Raw genomic sequence first — 13410 nt, forward strand, 5'->3', positions numbered from 1 at the left:
CTTTTTCAGATTGTGCCTATGTCTACCGAATCAAGCGCCCCTACGGAAATTCACGCCGAAGATGCCCTGACCGTCCAGCTGCCCACCGACAAGGAGCTGGTGCTCAAGGTCATCCCCATGCCGGCCGACTGCAACGCCAACGGCGACATCTTCGGCGGCTGGGTCATGGCCCAGGTCGACCTGGCCGGCTCCGTGGTGCCGGCCCGCCACGTCGACGGCCGGCTGGCCACCGTGGCGGTCAACCAGTTCATCTTCAAGCAGCCGGTGCGCGTGGGCGACATCCTGTCGTTTTTCTCCAGCCTGACGCGCATAGGCACCACCTCCATCACCGTGCAGGTCGAGGTCTATGCCGAACGCTTCCGCGCCCAGGGCCGCTACATCAAGGTCACCGAAGCCAGCCTGACCTACGTGGCGATTGACGATTTCGGCAAGCCGCGAAAGATCGCCAAGGACTGAGGCTTACTCAAACTCGCCGTGCCGGCCCTGCCCGCCCGCAAAACGCGCGGCGCCGGCAAACGCATCGGGCAGGCGCTGCTTGCCGCGCTCCCATTCCTGGTGCAGCGCCTCCTCCCATCCCAGGTCCCACTGCCGGTAGGCGCTGAGCCGGTCGGCCCGCATCGTGGCCTGCGGAAAGCGGCTGAGCTGCTGCGCCAGCGCCACCGCGGCCTCGCGCGCGCCGCCTTTGGGTACGACTCGGTTGGCCAGCCCGATTTGCAGCGCCTCGGCAGCCTCCACCTTGCGCCCGGTCAGGATCAAATCCATCGCATGGCCCATGCCGACCAGCCGCGGCAGGCGCACCGTGCCGCCGTCTATCAGCGGCACGCCGAAGCGCCGGCAGTAGACGCCGAAATAGGCGTCTTCCTCCATCACACGCAGGTCGCACCACAGCGCCAACTCCATGCCGCCGGCCACCGCCGCGCCGCTGACGGCGGCAATCACCGGCTTGGACAGCAGCAGCCGGGACGGCCCCATGGGCGCCAGCGGGTTTTTATCGCCGGGCGAAAAATCGAGCTGGCCCACGACCTGCTCACCGCCGGCTTGCGCGGCCAGCCGGGCGCCAGCCTGTAAATCCCAGCCCGCGCAGAAATGGCCGTGCGCGCCGTGGAACACCGCCACATGCGCATCCTCATCTTCATCAAAGGCGACAAAAGCTTCATGCAGCGCACGCGCCGTCACGGCATCGACCGCGTTGCGCACCTCGGGCCGGTCGAGTGTGATCACGGTGACCGACCCTTCCTTGGAAATATGGATGCTCATGAGGCCTCCGGCCACCAGCCGACGCGTGGCGCGGTGCCGGCTTCGGCTAATTCAGCGGCACTGACCTCGATCTCCATGCGCAGCAAGGCCGCCGCCATGGCCTTGCCGAGGTTGTCCATGCGCAGGTTGCGCGCTCCGCCGCCCTGCAGCGCCCCCTGCAGCACCAGCTTGAGCGCCAGGATGTTGGGCAGGGCCCAGCACTGCATCGTGCCGGGCAGCCAGGGCGCGAAGTGCGCCTGCACGCGTTCCGCCGTGACTTCGCGGGCGACCAGGCGGTAGCCCGCCTCGTTCCAGGCAAACAGGCCGAAGTCCACCCAGTCGGCCTTGTCGCCGCTGCGCGCGTGCGCGAGCTTCACGAGTTGCACCTTCATGATTGCAACACCTCCACCTGCACCGCGGCCTCGACCGCCTGCCGGTCCAGCAACGCGGGCCAGATGCCCAGCAGTTCACTGCTGTTGTTCGGGCCGTGAAAGCCGCAGCTGTAGGCCGGCCCGCTCAGCGCCATCCACGGAAACAGCCGGCCGAAACCATCGGCCACCGCCTTGTCCTGCGTGCGCACCGCCATGCGGACCCAGACCTCGTTGAGTTCGGCCAGCGCCTCGGGCGCGGGCAGGGGCGCCAACGGGCCGTGCGCCGAATTAAGCCCCGGAAACTCGACGAAGAGTTCGTCATGCGGCATGCGCCTGTCGGCCAGCTGGGCCCTCACCATGGCAACCGCCGCCTGCGCCTTGTCCCAGGCATCGGGCCAGCTGAAACCCCAGGTGACCTCGGCCTTGTAGCCGTCGCGAAAGCCGCCCACAAGCTTGAGCTGCGCCGGCCGCGGATGGCCGCGCGCGCCCGTCATGCGCACCTGGTCGTGGCCCAGGTCTTCGAGATTCACTTCCGACAGGTCCAGCACCACGTCGGGCGAGATATAGCGTGTGGGATCGTGCACCTCGTAGAGCAGTTGCTGGCGCACGGTGTCGAAGTTGATGCGCCCGCCGGTACCCGGCGCCTTGGCGATCAGCGCAGCGCCGTCTTCGCCGACTTCGGCAATCGGATAGCCGATATGGGCCAGGTCGGGAATCGCCTTCCAGGCCCCCTGGCTGCCGAAGTTGCCGCCGCTGCCCTGGCCTGAACATTCGAGCAAGTGCCCGACCGCCAGGCCCTGGGCCAACCGGTCCAGCTCGGACTGCGTGGTGGCGTCTTCGAGCTTCCAGCCGAACTCGTGCACCAGCGGCGCGAGGAATAGCGCCGCGTCGGCCACGCGCCCGGTGATGACGATGTCGGCGCCCTGCTGCAGCGCCGACACGATGGGCCGCGCGCCCAGGTAGGCATTGGCGAACACCATGCGTTCCTGCACGCTCTCAAAGGGCTGGGCGTTGAACAGATGCGGCGGCGCCAGCGCCGCTAGTTGCGGCAGCACGTCATCACCGCTGACCACCGCGATGCGCGCCTTCCAGCCCTTGGCCGCGAACGCCGCGCGCAAAGCAGCCGCAGCGCCCGCGGGGTTGAGCCCTCCGGCATTGCAGATGAACTTGACGCCGCGCGCCTGCATCAGCGGCCAGAGCTTCATCAGCATGGGCACCACGTCGCGCGCATAACCCAGCGATGCATCGCGCTGCCGGTCTTTTTGCAGGATGGCCAGCGTCAGCTCCGCGAGATGGTCGCTCGCGATGTAGTGCACGCCGCCGCGCTCAATGCTCGCGGCCACCGGCTCCCACGCGTCGCCATAAAAACCCAGGCCCGCGCCGATTCGAACATTTCCCATGTAAGGGATTACGCTTGATCGCCAAGGCGACACGTATTCGGAACAACCCCTAGCGACAGACCTTTAGGCGACAGCTATAACCAAGTCTCATCAAAGGGGAGACGCGATTTGCAATTCCTGCAGCTGCTCATCAGCGGTATCGCCCAAGGCTGCATCTACGGCTTGATCGCGCTGGGTTTTGTCCTGATCTACAAGGCCACCGAGACGGTCAGTTTTGCGCAGGGCGAGCTGATGATGCTGGGCGCCTTCGCCGGCCTGGCCTGCATGACGCTGCTGGGTTTTCCCTTCTGGCTGGCCGTGCTCAGCGCGATTGCCGGCATGGCGCTGTTCGGCATGCTGCTGGAGCGCCTCGTGATACGCCCCATCCTCGGCCAGCCCGCTTTTTCCATCGTCATGCTGACCATAGGCGTGGGCTACACGGCGCGCGGCCTCATCACCATGATTCCCGGCATAGGCACCGAAACTTACGTGCTGCCGGTGCCCTATAAAGACCAGATCTGGACCGCCGGCACGCTGGTCATCAACGTCGAGCAGGTCGCCATCATCGCCAGCACGGCAGTGCTGTGCCTGGCGCTGTTCGCGCTCTTCAGGTACAGCAAGCTGGGCATCGCCATGCAGGCCTCCTCGCAAAACCAGCTGGCCGCCTATTACATGGGCATTCCGGTCAAGCGGCTCAATGGCCTGGTCTGGGGCCTGGCCTCCGCCGTGGCGGCGATTGCCGGCCTGCTGCTGGCACCCATCACCTTTGTGCACGCCAACATGGGTTTCATCGGCCTCAAGGCCTTCCCGGCCGCGGTGGTCGGCGGCTTCGGCAGCCTGCCGGGCGCCATCGTCGGCGGCCTGGTCATAGGCCTGGTCGAATCGCTCTCGGGCTTTTACCTGCCCGACRGCTTCAAAGACATCGCCGCCTATGTGGTGGTGCTCATCATGCTGATGGTCAAGCCCAGCGGCCTGTTCGGCGAAAAGCTGCGCAAAAAGGTTTAACCAATTCATGCGCTTTATCTTCAAGACTGATTACGGCCAGGACCTCAAACTCGCCAAACACCCAGGCCATGTGTTCTGGTACGGCACGCTCATGCTCCTGCTGCTGGCCGCGCCCTGGCTGGTCGCCGAATACTGGCTCGCGCAGCTGACCTTTGTGATGATTTACGCGATTGCCGGCCTGGGCCTGATGCTGCTGGCGGGTTTCACCGGCCTGTTCTCGCTGGGCCATGCGGCCTTCCTAGGCGTGGGCGCCTACACCCAGGCCGTGCTGACGAACGCGGGGCTGCCCTTCCCCATCGCGCTGGCCTGCGCCGCCGGGCTCTCGGCCGCGGTGGGCCTGGTCGTGGGCCTGCCGGCGCTGCGCGTCAAAGGCATCTACCTGGGCATGGCCACGCTGTCCTTCGGCTTCATTGTTGAAGAGGTGTTCGCGCGCTGGGAAAGTGTGACCGGCGGCAATGCCGGCATCCACATCAAGGTGCCCGATATGTTCGGCTGGAAGCTTTCCAGCAGCGAGTCCTTCTATTTCCTCTGCCTCGTCATCACCGTGGCGTCCACGCTGGCCATCCTCAACCTGTTGCGCTCGCCCACGGGCCGGGCCTTTGTGGCGATACGCGATTCCGAGATTTCGGCGCAGAGCATGGGCATACACCTGGCGCGCTACAAGACGCTGTCCTTCGCGCTGTCGGCAGCACTGGCCGGCGTTGCCGGCGCGCTGTATGCGCACAAGCTGCAGTTCATCTCGCCCGACCAGTTCAACATCCTGCAGTCCATAGACCTGCTGCTGATGATCGTCATCGGCGGCGTGGGTTCGGTGCACGGCGCCTTCCTGGGCGCCATCTTCCTGATATCGATGCCGCAGGTGATCGCCCTCAGCAAGGACCACCTGCCCGCCGCCATAGGCCAGGCGCCCGGCCTGCAGGCGGCCGTGTACGGCATCGTGCTGATTGCCTTCGTGCTGTTCGAGCCGATGGGACTCTACGGTCGCTGGCTCAAGGTCCGCACCTACTTCCAGCTCTTTCCCTTCTACCGCAAAGGACTGTTCAAGCGGCAGAAATCCTTCCAGAAGTCGGACAGACTGAAATGAGCACGACACTTCTTTCAGCCAAAGACCTCAGCGTGCGCTTCGGCGGCGTGCTGGCCGTCAACAAGGTGAGCTTTGACGTGAAAGAGGGCGAGGTCTTCACGCTGATAGGCCCCAACGGCGCGGGCAAGACCACCGTGTTCAACCTGATCAGCCGCATCTACACGCCGACCAGCGGCGAGATCGAATACCGCGGCGAAAAGCTCACGGCCCAGCCGCCGCACAGGATCGCCGCGCTGGGCATCGCGCGCACCTTCCAGAACATCGAGCTGTTCGAGCACGCCACCGTGTTGCACAACCTGCTGATAGGCCGGCACACACATAGGCAGACCGGCCTGCTGCACGACCTCTTTTTCACCGCCAGGGCGCGCGACGCCGAACTCCAGGCGCGCGAGAAGGCCGAACAGGTGATCGACTTCCTCGACCTGCAGCACCATCGCGACTCCATGGTGGCGGGCCTGCCTTACGGCGTGCGCAAGGTGGTGGAACTGGCGCGCGCGCTGTGCACCGAACCGCGGCTGCTGCTGCTCGACGAGCCATCTTCCGGCCTCAACGTGGAGGAAACCGGCGACATGGCCTTCTGGATACAGGACATCCAGCACGAGCTGGGCATCACCGTGCTGATGGTCGAACACGACATGTCCCTGGTCTCGCGCGTCTCCGACCGCGTGCTGGCGATGAACCAGGGCGAGGTGCTGGCCGTGGGCACACCGCGCGAGGTGCAGAACGACCCGGGTGTGATCGAGGCTTACCTGGGTTCGGTCGACGAAGTTTCATCGCTCAGGAGGTCAGCATGAGCGCGGTACCGCCGCCTGTCAGCGACCAGCCCGTCCTCAAGCTGCTCAACGTCGAGAGCGCCTACGGCCCGATCAAGGCCATACGCGGCGTGAGCCTGCAGGTACGGCGCAGCGAGATCGCCACCGTGCTGGGCTCCAACGGTGCCGGCAAGTCCACCATCCTCAAGACCATCTCGGGCATCCTGGACCCGCGCAAGGGCTCCATCGACTTCAAGGGCCAGGACATCACGGCGCAGGACCCGGCTTTCATCGTGCAGCAGGGCCTGAGCCATGTACCCGAGGGCCGCGAGGTGTTCCCGCTGCTCAGCGTGCGTGACAACCTGCTGATGGGCGCCTACACCCGCAAGGACCGCGACGGCGTGGCGCTGGACATGGAAGCGGTCTACGGCTACTTTCCGATCCTGAAGGAGCGCGCACTGCAGGATGCCGGCCTGCTCTCGGGCGGCCAGCAGCAGATGCTGGCGATCTCGCGCGCGCTGATGGCCTCGCCCGACCTGATCCTGCTCGACGAGCCCAGCCTGGGCCTGTCGCCCAAGCTCACCAAGGAAATTTTTGAGATCGTGGTGCGCATCAACCGCGAGCGCGGCACCACCATCCTGCTGGTCGAGCAAAACGCCAACATGGCGCTCAACGCGTCGGACTACGGTTACGTGCTCGAAAACGGCCGCATCGTGATGGAAGACACCTGTGCCCGCCTGCGCGAGAAGGACGACATCAAGGAGTTCTACCTCGGCATGAAGGAAGACGGCGTGYGCGGTGAGCGGCGCTGGAAAAAGAAAAAGACCTGGAGATAGAAATGAGCAATCTCTGGGACCTCAGCCACATCAAGCCCGAACATGCCATCGTCATGCCGGGCGACACGATTCCCGCCGTGTTCTGGAACGCGGTGGCGCAGCGCGGCAACAAGACCTGGATGCGGCAGAAAAAGCTGGGCATCTGGCGCAGCTGGAGCTGGACCCAGACCGGCGATGCGGTGCGCGAGATCGCGGCCGGGCTGCTGAGCCTGGGTTTTGCGCGCGGCGAATGCGCCTCCATCCTCTCCAACACCATCGTTGACTGGGTGCTGGCCGACATCGCCGTGCTGAGCTGCGGCGGCGTCTGCAACGGCATCTATCCGACCGATGCCGCCTCGCAGGTGCACTACCTCTGTGAGGACTCGCGCACCACGCTGCTCTTCGTCGAGGACGACGAGCAGCTCGACAAGGCGCTGGAAGTCCGGCCGCAACTGCCGTTGCTGCGCCAGGTGATCGTGTTCGACATGGAAGGCCTGCGCGAGCTGGACGACCCGGGGGTGATGAGCCTGGACGCGCTTCGCGCGCTGGGCCGCGCTTACCTGGCGGACCATCCCGATGCGGTCAAGGAACGCGCCGCCGCGTGCCGGCCCGAAGACCTCGCCATCCTGGTCTACACCTCGGGCACCACCGGCAAACCCAAGGGCGCCATGCACAGCCAGCACGGCCTGGTGTTCACCGCGCGCGGCTACAACACGCTGGTGGCACAGGATGAAAACGACGAACGCATGTGCTTTTTGCCGCTGTGCCATATCGCCGAGCGCATGGGCGGCGAGTATTTTTCGCTGTACGCCGGCGCCAAACTCAACTTCGTCGAAAACCCCGAGACCATTCCCGAGAACGTGCGCGAGATCGCGCCCACCGTGTTCACCGCCGTGCCGCGCGTGTGGGAAAAGTTCTATTCCGGCGTGATGATCGCGCTCAAGGAAGCCAGCTGGCTGCAGCAGGCGGCCTACGCCTGGAGCATAGGCGTGGGCATGCGCATCGCCGACACCGTGCTGGCGGGCCGGCCCGTCGGCACCGCGCTCAGGCTCCAGTTCACGCTGGCGCGCTGGCTGGCGCTCAACAACACGCGCAAGCTCATCGGCATACACCGCGCGCGCTTTTGCGTCACGGGCGCGGCGCCGATTTCGCCTGACCTGGTCAAGTGGTACATGGCGCTGGGCGTTCCCATGCTGGAGGTCTGGGGCATGACGGAGACCTGCGGCGCCGCCAGCGGCGTGCCGGCCAGCCGCATGAAGCCCGGCTCCATAGGCCCGGCGGCCGGCTACAACGAAATGCGACTGGACCCGGCCACCGGCGAAATCCTGGTGCGGGGTCCCAACGTCTTCATGGGCTACCTGAACCAGCCCGAAAAGACCGCCGAAACCATAGATACGGAGGGCTGGCTGCACACCGGTGACGTGGGCGTGGTGGACGAGGAGGGCTATTTCAGGATCACCGACCGGATGAAGGACATCATCATCACGGCCGGCGGCAAGAACGTCACGCCCAGCGAGCTCGAGAACGAGCTCAAGTTCTCGCCCTACGTCACCGACGCGGTGGTCATAGGCGACAAGCGGCCCTACCTCACCTGCATCATCATGATCGACCAGGAAAACGTCGAGAAATTCGCCCAGGATGCGGACATACCCTTCAGTAATTACGCCAGCTTGACGCGGGCGGCCGAAGTGCAAGAATTGATCCAGTCGGAAATCGACCGGGTCAACAAAAAATTTGCGCGGGTCGAGCAGATCAAGAAATTTTTCCTGCTCGACACGCAGCTCACGGCGGAGGACGAAGAACTCACGCCGACCATGAAGCTCAAGCGCAAGCTCGTAGAACAAAAATATGCCCCGCACATCGAGGCCATGTACTAGGGCCCATTCAGGAGTAAGTTGTGCGTTTGGACCACAGATTCGGGATGAGATGCAAGGCGCAAGGCGTGCCGTGTAGCCCAGCTACACAAGCGATTTGCAACGCCGCAGATCGCCCGAAGCTGGCAGGCAAAACGTGCAAATTATTCCTGAATAAGCCCTAAGCACCGCGAACGAGTGAACAAGAACCATGAACCTTTAAGGAGACAAACCATGAAACTGACATCAAGCACCGCCCTTTCCGCGCTGGCCTGTGCCGCCGCCCTGTCGGCCGCGCCTGCGTGGGCGCAAAGCCAGGGCGTCAGCAAAACCGAAATCACGCTGGGCTCCATCCAGGACCTGTCGGGGCCGCTGGCGGGCTTCGGCAAGCAGATACGCAATGGCATGACCCTGCGCGTGGATGAACTCAATGAGCAAGGCGGCATCAACGGCCGCAAGATCAAGCTCATCGTCGAAGACTCGGGCTACGACCCCAAGAAAGCGGTGCTGGCGGCGCAAAAACTGGTGAACCAGGACAAGATCTTCGCCATGGTGGGCCACCTGGGCACGGCGCAGAACCTGGCCGCCATGCCGGTGCAGTTCGAGAAAAACGTCATCAACTTCTTCCCGGTGACGGCCGCCCGCGAGATGTACGAGCCCTTCCACAAGCTCAAGTATTCCTTCGCCGCCACCTACTACGACCAGATGAAGGCCGCCGTGCCCAAACTGGTCAAGGAAAAGAACGCCAAGAAGGTCTGCTCCATGTACCAGGACGACGAGTTCGGCCTGGAAGTGCAGCGCGGCGCCGACGACGGCCTCAAGGCCATTGGCATGACCATGGTCGAGAAAACCTCCTTCAAGCGCGGCGCCACCGACTTCTCGTCGCAGGTCGCCAAGCTCAAGGCCTCCGAATGCGACCTGGTGGTGCTGGGCACCATCATCCGTGAAACCATAGGCGGCATAGGCACGGCGCGCAAGCTGGGCTACAACCCGGTCTTCCTGGGCTCCAGCGCGGCCTACACCGACCTGATCCACAAGCTGGGCGGCAAGGCCATGGACGGCCTCTACGCGACCATGACGGTGCAAAACCCCTACCTGGACGAGGCCTCGCAACCCATCCGCTTCTGGGCCAACAAGTACAAGACCGCCTTCAACGAAGACCCGACCGTGTTCTCGGTCTACGGCTACACGGTGGTCGACGCCTTTATCCGCGCCTCGCAGAAGGCCGGCGCCAACCTGTCGACCGACAGCTTCATCAAGGCCATGGACACCATGGTGATCCCGGCCGACATCTTCGGCAGCTCCGAAGCGAAGTTCGGCCCGCAAAAACGCCTGGGCAACAACCAGTCGCGCCTGTCGCTGCTGCAGGATGCGCGCTGGAAAGTGGTGTCGGACTACATCACGCACTAAGCGCCGTTCCTCAGCCCTCGAAAACCGCCTCAGGGCGGTTTTTTCATGGGCTTGTCGCGAAGCGAGCATGTCGCGCACAATGCCGCATGCCCGCCTCACCCGACACCCTCGCCACGCTCCACTGCAAAACCACGAAGAGCTGGGCTACCTGGCTGAAAAAACACCATGCGGGCAGCGCCGGCATCTGGCTGAAGATCGCCAAGAAGGATTCCGGCATCGCCTCCACCACCCATGCCGAGGCGCTGGAAGAAGCCCTCTGCCAGGGCTGGATAGACGGCCAGCGCAACGCACTGGACGCGCAGTTCTTTCTGCAGAAGTTCACGCCGCGCCGCGCACGCAGCACCTGGTCCAAGATCAATTGCGACAAAGCCATGGCGCTGATCGCGTCGGGCCGGATGCAGCCCGCGGGCCTGGCCGAGGTCGAGCGCGCCAAAGCCGACGGCCGCTGGGACGCCGCCTACGATGGGCAAAGCAAGATCACCGTGCCCGACGACCTGGCCGCCCTGCTGGCCAAAAAACCCAAGGCCAGGGCCTTTTTTGAATCTCTCGATTCACGCAACCGCTTCGCCATCCTGTTCAGGCTTCAGACCGCCAAGAAAGCCGAGACACGCGAACGCCGGCTCGCGCTGTTTTTCGGCATGCTGCAGCGCGGGGAAAAAATCCATCCCTGAAGGCAGGCAGGGCTTCTGCTGACGCCGCGAGGTGTAAACGGTACATTGGACAGGACACCCATCCACAAACCAAACACGTGAAAAGGAGTCCGCATGGCGTCCAGCTGGTGGCAGCAGATCGGCGAAACCATCGCCTCGGAGTTCTCGGATTTGCCCGATGCCGAACAGGCCACTCGCGTCATGCTGCGCCTGGTGCTGGCGGCCTTGCTGGGCGGCCTGCTGGGCATGGAACGCGAACAAAAGGGCAAGGCCGCCGGTGTGCGCACCCACATGCTGGTGGCCATGGGCGCCGCGATGTTTGTGCTGGTGTCGGCGCAAACCGGCATGCTGAGCGCCGACCTGAGCCGTGTGATTCAAGGCATCATCGCCGGTGTTGGCTTCCTGGGCGCGGGCGCCATCCTCAAAGGCCACATCAAGGGCCACAGCGACGACGAAGAACAGGTCAAAGGCCTGACGACAGCCGCCGGCATCTGGCTGACCGCGGCCATAGGCGTGGCGGCCGGCATGGGACGCGAAGCGACGGCGGTCCTTAGCACCTTGCTGGCGCTGGGAATCCTGGCGGTGGTGCCGAGGCTGGTGCGGCTGATGGAAAAACCCGAGCCGCTGCTCAAGCCCGATGAAGGCACCCACACGGACAAGCCATAGGCCGGGCCTGCTTAGTCCTTGGTGCGCTGCGAAACGAACTCCCCTTCGTAACCCTTGGCCAGCGAGAGTTTCTCGGCCTCGCTGAGCACCTTGCCCGCGAGCTGGAAAATTCCCTGCTCTTCGTCTTCAAGGTGGTGATGGATCTTGTGGTGCAGCTCTTTCGCCGTGGCCAGCCAGCCCGGCGAACTGAAGTCGGTGCCCGCCAGCGTCTCCACCAGCTTGTCCATCTGGTGGTGCTCCGCGATGCCGTGCCGCGAAGGCTCCTGCGTCATGTCGTGGGCGATCAGCGGGACATAAAAAAATCGCTCCTCAGCCGCCGCGTGCGCCGCCAGCTCACGCCGGAGCTCCTTGAAAAGGGAATCGCGGTCCGGGCTGTCGCCTTGTGTCTTGATCAGGTGGTCGGCCAGGGCGCGCTGGGTGTCGTGGCTGGTTCGCAGTGCTTCAAAGATATTCATCCGGAAAGTATGCGGACAGCGCCCGCCGGCGCGTGTAGGCCAAGACCGGATTCCGCGGAGGGCCTCCGCCGCTATCTAATTGATAGCGCCCAACCCGCATTCCGCTTTAACTGCGGCACCGAAATGGCTTGCGAAGCATTTCACCGGCGGCAAGGCGCGGCAAAAGCGCTAAATTAGGGCCTATGAACAAAATCCTGCTCCTGGGCGGCACCGGCTTTGTCGGGCGCCATGTCTGTGAAAAACTCGCGCAACGCCAGTGCCGCGTCACCGTCGTCACGCGGCGGCAAAGCAACGCACGCCACCTGCAGATGCTGCCGCTGGTCGATGTGATAGAAGCCGACGCCCACGACAGCAGTTCGCTGGCACCGCTGCTGGCCGGCCACGACGCCGTCGTCAACCTGGTCGCTATCCTGAACGGCTCGCAAGCCGCGTTCGACAAGGCGCATGTGCAGTTGCCGCTGGAACTGGCCCGCGCCTGCGAAGCCAGCGGGCTGCGGCGCATCGTCCACATCAGCGCGCTGGGCGCTTCGCCCGGCTCGCCGTCCATGTACCAGCGCAGCAAGGCGCGCGGCGAGGCCGTGATGCTGAGCACCGGGCTGGACGTGACCGTGCTGCGGCCCAGCGTGATCTTCGGCACCGAGGACAAATTCCTCAACACCTTCGCGCGGCTGCAGCGGCTGTTCCCGGTGATTCCGCTGGCCGCCGCCGATGCGCGCTTGCAGCCCGTGTGGGTGGAGGACGTGGCGCAGGCCATCGTGCACTGCCTGCAGGATGCCGACACCGTGGGACAGATTTACGAAGCCTGCGGCCCCGACGTGTTCACGCTGCGGCAGCTCATGGGACTGGCGGGCCGCTACGCCGGCGTGAACGGCGGCAAGGGCCGGCCGGTGGTCGCGCTGCCCGCCGCGCTGGGCCGCCTGCAGGCACGCCTCATGGAACTGGCCCCCGGCGAGCCCATGCTCAGCCGCGACAACCTTGACGCCATGGCCAGCGACAACGTCGCCACCGGCAAGCTGCCCGGCCTTCAGGCGCTGGGCATACAGCCGGCATCGCTGGAAGCCATCGGGCCTTCCTACCTGGGCGAGCAAGGCCTGCGCAGCGGGCTCACGGCCAAGCGCAAGACGGCGGGAAGGTTCTGAGCCTCATGGTGGAGCAGGCCCCACGCGGTTGAAGGGTTCTGCAAGCCCAACCAGCGGGGGCCGCGGAACCGGCTCTGCCGGGCCGCAGGCGCCGCCCCCTCGAGGGGGGAACAGGCTACACGCAGTGAGCCTGGACGGGGGTGGGGTTGTACAGCATCAATTTTGCGGTTTTTTTGCATCAATGGCGCGCGGGCGGGGTTGTAGCATCGCAAGTCGTTTCATTTTGACCTTCATCACCAGCGGACGGGGATCCCATGCTCAAGCTCTACATCGGCAACAAAAACTACTCTTCCTGGTCCATGCGCCCCTGGGTGCTGCTCAAGCAGGCCGGAATTCCCTTTGAAGAAATCAAGCTGCGCTTCGACTCCTTCGACGCCAATTCAAGCTTCAAGGAAAAAATCGGCGGCGTGAACCCGACCGGCCGGGTGCCGGCGCTGGACGACGGAGGTTTTGTTGTGTGGGACACGCTGGCCATCGCCGAATACCTGGCCGAACGTTTTCCCGAGAAAAAGCTCTGGCCGCAAGACGTGAAGGCGCGCGCCCGGGCGCGTAGCGTCTGCGCTGAAATGCACAGCGGCTTCGGCGCGCTGCGCTC

15 protein-coding genes are annotated in these 13410 nt (G+C 64.5%); 11 read left to right on the plus strand and 4 right to left on the minus strand.

The window, feature by feature from the left end:
• Nucleotides 1-18: 18 nt before the first annotated feature.
• Nucleotides 19-456, plus strand: a complete 438-nt coding sequence (locus AC1D0P_RS01530) for an acyl-CoA thioesterase (protein WP_477675057.1) — start codon at nucleotides 19-21, stop codon at nucleotides 454-456.
• Nucleotides 457-459: 3 nt separating this feature from the next.
• On the opposite strand, the gene AC1D0P_RS01535 is transcribed toward AC1D0P_RS01530, so the two are convergent.
• Genes AC1D0P_RS01535 through AC1D0P_RS01545 form a run of 3 tightly spaced genes read right to left on the minus strand, consistent with a single transcriptional unit; the run spans nucleotide 460 to nucleotide 3007 of the window.
• A complete protein-coding gene (locus AC1D0P_RS01535; RefSeq protein ID WP_477675058.1) occupies nucleotides 460-1257 on the minus strand; it encodes a crotonase/enoyl-CoA hydratase family protein in 798 nt (265 codons plus the stop codon).
• A complete protein-coding gene (locus AC1D0P_RS01540) occupies nucleotides 1254-1628 on the minus strand; it encodes an AtuA-related protein (protein ID WP_477675059.1) in 375 nt (124 codons plus the stop codon). The genes AC1D0P_RS01535 and AC1D0P_RS01540 overlap by 4 nt, the downstream gene beginning before the upstream one ends.
• Complete coding sequence (locus AC1D0P_RS01545; protein WP_477675060.1) at nucleotides 1625-3007, minus strand: acyclic terpene utilization AtuA family protein; 1383 nt, start codon at nucleotides 3005-3007, stop codon at nucleotides 1625-1627. The genes AC1D0P_RS01540 and AC1D0P_RS01545 overlap by 4 nt, the downstream gene beginning before the upstream one ends.
• 108 nt (nucleotides 3008-3115) lie before the next feature.
• Here AC1D0P_RS01545 and AC1D0P_RS01550 point away from each other — a divergent pair, with 108 nt between their 5' ends.
• From AC1D0P_RS01550 to AC1D0P_RS01585, 8 genes are all read left to right on the plus strand, one after another.
• Nucleotides 3116-3991, plus strand: a complete 876-nt coding sequence (locus AC1D0P_RS01550; RefSeq protein WP_477675061.1) for a branched-chain amino acid ABC transporter permease — start codon at nucleotides 3116-3118, stop codon at nucleotides 3989-3991.
• Nucleotides 3992-3998: 7 nt separating this feature from the next.
• Nucleotides 3999-5075, plus strand: coding sequence for a branched-chain amino acid ABC transporter permease (locus AC1D0P_RS01555; RefSeq protein ID WP_477675062.1), 1077 nt, complete (start codon nucleotides 3999-4001; stop codon nucleotides 5073-5075).
• Nucleotides 5072-5869, plus strand: a complete 798-nt coding sequence (locus tag AC1D0P_RS01560) for an ABC transporter ATP-binding protein (RefSeq protein WP_477675063.1) — start codon at nucleotides 5072-5074, stop codon at nucleotides 5867-5869. The genes AC1D0P_RS01555 and AC1D0P_RS01560 overlap by 4 nt, the downstream gene beginning before the upstream one ends.
• On the plus strand, nucleotides 5866-6663 hold the full coding sequence (locus AC1D0P_RS01565) for an ABC transporter ATP-binding protein (RefSeq protein ID WP_477675064.1): 798 nt from the start codon (nucleotides 5866-5868) through the stop codon (nucleotides 6661-6663). The genes AC1D0P_RS01560 and AC1D0P_RS01565 overlap by 4 nt, the downstream gene beginning before the upstream one ends.
• 2 nt (nucleotides 6664-6665) lie before the next feature.
• Nucleotides 6666-8519 (plus strand): AMP-dependent synthetase/ligase, encoded by a 1854-nt coding sequence (locus AC1D0P_RS01570; protein WP_477675065.1) that lies wholly within the window; start codon nucleotides 6666-6668, stop codon nucleotides 8517-8519.
• 210 nt (nucleotides 8520-8729) lie between these two features.
• On the plus strand, nucleotides 8730-9905 hold the full coding sequence (locus AC1D0P_RS01575) for an ABC transporter substrate-binding protein (RefSeq protein ID WP_477675066.1): 1176 nt from the start codon (nucleotides 8730-8732) through the stop codon (nucleotides 9903-9905).
• An 86-nt stretch (nucleotides 9906-9991) separates the two neighbouring features.
• The gene (locus tag AC1D0P_RS01580) at nucleotides 9992-10576 is read left to right on the plus strand and encodes a YdeI/OmpD-associated family protein (protein ID WP_477675067.1); all 585 of its coding nucleotides are present in this window, start codon (nucleotides 9992-9994) and stop codon (nucleotides 10574-10576) included.
• 93 nt (nucleotides 10577-10669) lie between these two features.
• Nucleotides 10670-11221: an MgtC/SapB family protein gene (locus AC1D0P_RS01585; protein ID WP_477675068.1), complete on the plus strand. Its 552-nt coding sequence runs from the start codon at nucleotides 10670-10672 to the stop codon at nucleotides 11219-11221.
• 11 nt (nucleotides 11222-11232) lie between these two features.
• On the opposite strand, the gene AC1D0P_RS01590 is transcribed toward AC1D0P_RS01585, so the two are convergent.
• A complete protein-coding gene (locus AC1D0P_RS01590; RefSeq protein WP_477675069.1) occupies nucleotides 11233-11676 on the minus strand; it encodes a hemerythrin domain-containing protein in 444 nt (147 codons plus the stop codon).
• Nucleotides 11677-11858: 182 nt separating this feature from the next.
• Between AC1D0P_RS01590 and AC1D0P_RS01595 the strand changes: the two genes are divergently transcribed.
• Nucleotides 11859-12815: a complex I NDUFA9 subunit family protein gene (locus AC1D0P_RS01595; protein ID WP_477675070.1), complete on the plus strand. Its 957-nt coding sequence runs from the start codon at nucleotides 11859-11861 to the stop codon at nucleotides 12813-12815.
• 254 nt (nucleotides 12816-13069) lie between these two features.
• Nucleotides 13070-13410: glutathione S-transferase N-terminal domain-containing protein (locus AC1D0P_RS01600; RefSeq protein ID WP_477675071.1), on the plus strand; the 341-nt coding region annotated here is incomplete at its 3' end.

The sequence above is a fragment of the Polaromonas sp. P1_G2 genome (assembly GCF_056405515.1).

Coding starts and splice junctions, on each gene's coding strand:
- AC1D0P_RS01555 (WP_477675062.1), top strand. CDS start 3,999: ATGCGCTTTATCTTCAAGACTGATTACGGCCAGGACCTCAAACTCGCC.
- AC1D0P_RS01540 (WP_477675059.1), bottom strand. CDS start 1,628: ATGAAGGTGCAACTCGTGAAGCTCGCGCACGCGCGCAGCGGCGACAAG.
- AC1D0P_RS01575 (WP_477675066.1), top strand. CDS start 8,730: ATGAAACTGACATCAAGCACCGCCCTTTCCGCGCTGGCCTGTGCCGCC.
- AC1D0P_RS01585 (WP_477675068.1), top strand. CDS start 10,670: ATGGCGTCCAGCTGGTGGCAGCAGATCGGCGAAACCATCGCCTCGGAG.
- AC1D0P_RS01560 (WP_477675063.1), top strand. CDS start 5,072: ATGAGCACGACACTTCTTTCAGCCAAAGACCTCAGCGTGCGCTTCGGC.
- AC1D0P_RS01530 (WP_477675057.1), top strand. CDS start 19: ATGTCTACCGAATCAAGCGCCCCTACGGAAATTCACGCCGAAGATGCC.
- AC1D0P_RS01535 (WP_477675058.1), bottom strand. CDS start 1,257: ATGAGCATCCATATTTCCAAGGAAGGGTCGGTCACCGTGATCACACTC.
- AC1D0P_RS01580 (WP_477675067.1), top strand. CDS start 9,992: ATGCCCGCCTCACCCGACACCCTCGCCACGCTCCACTGCAAAACCACG.
- AC1D0P_RS01570 (WP_477675065.1), top strand. CDS start 6,666: ATGAGCAATCTCTGGGACCTCAGCCACATCAAGCCCGAACATGCCATC.
- AC1D0P_RS01590 (WP_477675069.1), bottom strand. CDS start 11,676: ATGAATATCTTTGAAGCACTGCGAACCAGCCACGACACCCAGCGCGCC.
- AC1D0P_RS01545 (WP_477675060.1), bottom strand. CDS start 3,007: ATGGGAAATGTTCGAATCGGCGCGGGCCTGGGTTTTTATGGCGACGCG.
- AC1D0P_RS01595 (WP_477675070.1), top strand. CDS start 11,859: ATGAACAAAATCCTGCTCCTGGGCGGCACCGGCTTTGTCGGGCGCCAT.